Below are 3,640 nucleotides of genomic sequence, written 5' to 3'. Positions count from 1 at the left end.
CCCGCCGCTGCTGGCGGCGGGCGCGGCGATGACGCTGGGCGGGGGACTGTCGGCGGTGGGCGGTACCGGTTCCCCAGGTTCCCCCGACGCCCTGCTGCTCGCCTCCTTCGTCCTGTTCGGCGTCGGCATGGGCCTGCTCAACGCCCCCGTCACGAACACGGCCGTCTCCGGGATGCCGGTCTCGCAGGCCGGGGTCGCGGCGGGGATCGCCTCCACCAGCCGCCAGGTCGGCCAGGTCCTGGGCGTCGCGGTGGTCGGCTCGGTGATCGCCGCCGGGGTGGGCGGTGAGCTCGTCGCCGCGGGACCCGGCTTCACCGGGGCCGCCCGTACGGCCTGGTGGATCATCACCGGCTGCGGGGCCGCCGTGCTCGTCCTCGGCGCCGCGACCACGGGCCCCTGGGCCCGGGGTACGGCGGAGCGCGCGGCGGCCTTGGTGGGAGCCGTGGGGGCCGAGAGGTCCGAAGGGTCCGAGGGGTCCGAGGGGTCCGGGGCGCCACCCGGTGGTCGCACAGGTTCCCGTGCTGGATGATGGGAGGACTGGTAAGGACCCAACCGGGAGATGATTCATGGCCATCAGCCGCGCGGACTGCGCCGCCCTCGACGCCGCCGATCCCCTCCGGCACCTCCGGGACGAGTTCGTCCTGCCCGAGGGGACGGTCTACCTGGTCGGCAACTCGCTCGGAGCGCCGCCGAGGAGCGCCTCGGCGGCGGTCACCCGGGTCGTGGAGGAGGAGTGGGGCGGCCGTCTGGTCGGCGCCTGGAACGCCGACGGCTGGTTCGACCTGCCGGTCTCGACCGGTGACCGGCTGGCCCCCCTGATCGGGGCGGGGCCCGGACAGGTCGTGGTGGGCGACACCACCTCGATCGCGATCGTCAAAGCCGTCTCGGCCGCGCTGCGCCTGCGCCCGGGACGCCGGGTGATCGTCTCGGACCTGGACAACTTCCCGACCGACCGCTATATGGTCCAGGGGCTCGCGGGGGCGCTGGGCGGCTACGAGATCCGCGATGTGCGCGGCACGGAGGGCCTCGACGCGGCGCTCGCGGGCGGGGACGTGGCGTGCGTGCTGCTGTCGGAGGTCGACTACCGGACCGGGAACCGGCACGACACCGCCGAGGTGACGGCGCGGGTCCAGGCGGCGGGCGCGCTGATGGTCTGGGACCTGTGCCACAGCGCGGGCGCCTACCAGGTGGACGTGTCCCCGGCCGACTTCGCGGTCGGCTGCACCTACAAGTACCTCAACGGCGGCCCCGGCTCCCCGGCGTTCGTCTACGTGCACCCGCGCCACCAGGCCGACGCCGAGCACATCCTGACCGGCTGGCACGGCCACGCCGCGCCGTTCGCGTTCGAGCCCGGCTACCGCCCGGCCGAGGGGGTGCGGCGCTTCGCCGTGAGCACCCCGCACGTGCTCTCCTTCGCCTCGCTCAACGCCTCGCTGGACGTCTGGGAGCGGGCGGACCTGGCCGAGGTGCGGGCCAAGAGCGTGGCGCTCACCTCCCTCTTCATCGACCTGGTCGAGGAGCTGTGCGCGCCGTACGGGCTCGGGCTGGTCACCTCCCGCGACCCGGAGCGCCGGGGCAGCCAGGTGAGCTTCACCCATCCGGAGGGCTACCCGGTGATGCGCGCACTGATCGACCGGGGCGTGCACGGGGACTTCCGCGCCCCGGACATCCTCCGGTTCGGTTTCGCCCCGCTGTACATCCGCCATGTGGACGTGTATGACGCGGCGGTCACGCTGGCGGAGGTGCTGGAGAAGGAGCACTGGCGCGACGAGCGGTACCGGCGGCGGCTCGCCGTCACCTGACCCCGGTCCGCCCCCGGTCCCGGTGGTCTCCGGCCCCGGGGTTCGGTCTGTCGCCGGGCCTGGTCGCCGGTCCGCCGCGCGCCCGCGACCGGTTCGCCGTCGCCCGGTGGTCTCCGGGTCTCCCTGGATAAATAGGATGAGCGCGCCCACAAGGCACTTTTCTCACCACATGTCCAGGGAGACCCCCGTTCCATGTTGACGACCTTCGCGGTCACGGCGCTTGTAATGATCATGATTCCCGGGCCCGACCAGGCCCTGATCACGCGCAACGCCCTCGCCTTCGGCCGTACCGCCGGCCTGCTGACCATGACCGGCGGCCTGTTCGGGCTCGCCGTCCACGCCGCCTCCGCCGCGATCGGGCTCTCGGCCCTGCTGCTGGCCTCGGCCACCGCGTTCACCGTGCTGAGGATCGCGGGCGTGGCCTACCTGCTCTGGCTCGGCGTTCAGGCGCTGCGCTCCAGCCGTCGTACGGCCGCCGCCGTCGCCGTCGCGGAGGTCCCGGCCGACGGGGGCCCGCCCTTCCGGCACGTCCGCAACGGCTTCCTGTCGAACGTGCTCAATCCGAAGGTCGCCCTCTTCTTCGTGACCTTCCTGCCCCAGTTCCTGCCCGCCCACGGCAACACGCTGGGCCGGGCCCTCCTGCTGTCGGCGATCTTCGCCGGGCTGTACCTGCTCTGGTTCGGCTTCTACAACGTGGTGGTGGACCGGATCGGCGCGCTGCTGCGCGCGCCCCGGGTCCGCGCCAGGGTCGAGCAGGTCACCGGTCTGCTGCTGGTCGGCTTCGCGATCCGCCTGGCCGTGCAGCAGCCCTGACGACGCCCGGCGCCGGCATGTTTGCGCGGCGGGGTCCGGGTGGGTAGCGTTGCCGTCCCCAGCAGTGGACGTACCTGAGGAGGTGAGACCCATCAACGCCAGATCAGGCCGGGTGCTCTCCTCTCACGGCCCTGCGGTCCACCCGGCCTAGGTGACCGAGAGAGCACCCATCGGAATTCCGAAGGGCTCTCATGCCGGTTCAGCCGTCACCACACATCCGATCCGTTCCCCCGCCGCCCGCCGCGGCCCCGCCTGCCGTCCCGTCCGGCGTCGATACCCCGTCCGGCGTCGAGGTCCCGCCTGTCGGCCTGTCCGGCGTCGAGGCCTCCGCCGTCCCGCCTGCCGGTCTGTCCGCCGCCGCGGCCCCGTCCGCCGTCGTCGCCAGGCTCCGGGCCGCCGGCTGCGTCTTCGCCGAGGACGAGGCCGAGCTGCTCGCCGCCGCGGCGCGGACGCCCGGTGAGCTCACCGCCATGGTGGAGCGGCGGGTCGCCGGCCTCCCCCTCGAACACGTCCTGGGCTGGGCGGAGTTCTGCGGCCTGAGGGTGGCCGTGGATCCCGGGGTCTTCGTGCCCCGCCGCCGCACCGAGTTCCTCGTCCGCCGAGCCGCCGCCCTCGCCCGTCCGGGATCCGTCGTCGTCGACCTGTGCTGCGGTTCGGGGGCGCTGGGCGCGGCCCTGGTGGCGGCCCTGGCCGCGCCTCCGGAGAGAGCCGCCGACAGGGCTCCGGAGGACCCTCCGGACGGCACCCCCGGCGGGGTGGAACTGCACGCCGCCGACATCGACCCCGCCGCGGTGGCCTGCGCCCGCCGCAACCTCGCCGCCCTGGGCGGCCGGGTGTACCGGGGCGACCTCTACGAGCCGCTGCCCGCCGCGTTGCGAGGGCGTGTCGGCGTCCTGCTCGCCAACGTGCCCTACGTGCCCACCGGTGAGATCACGCTCCTGCCCCCGGAGGCCCGGCTCCACGAGGCGCGGGTGGCGCTGGACGGCGGCGCGGACGGGCTCGCCGTCCTGCGGCGGGTGGCCGCC

General features: G+C 74.3%; 3 protein-coding genes and 1 pseudogene. All 4 read left to right on the top strand.

Annotation, left to right across the window (positions count from 1 at the left end; genetic code table 11):
- Nucleotides 1-529, top strand: a pseudogene (locus tag ACWJ6R_RS32380) (hypothetical protein); the annotation flags it as partial.
- 37 nt (nucleotides 530-566) lie between these two features.
- A complete protein-coding gene (kynU, locus tag ACWJ6R_RS32375; RefSeq protein WP_449065863.1) occupies nucleotides 567-1,802 on the top strand; it encodes a kynureninase in 1,236 nt (411 codons plus the stop codon).
- A gap of 192 nt (nucleotides 1,803-1,994) precedes the next feature.
- A complete protein-coding gene (locus tag ACWJ6R_RS32370) occupies nucleotides 1,995-2,615 on the top strand; it encodes a LysE family translocator (RefSeq protein WP_449065862.1) in 621 nt (206 codons plus the stop codon).
- A 191-nt stretch (nucleotides 2,616-2,806) separates the two neighbouring features.
- Nucleotides 2,807-3,640: putative protein N(5)-glutamine methyltransferase (locus tag ACWJ6R_RS32365; RefSeq protein ID WP_449065861.1), on the top strand; the 834-nt coding region annotated here is incomplete at its 3' end.

The organism is Planomonospora algeriensis, assembly GCF_977012225.1.
Note: the sequence above shows the minus strand (reverse complement) of the source record. Positions and strands in the feature narration are given on the sequence as shown.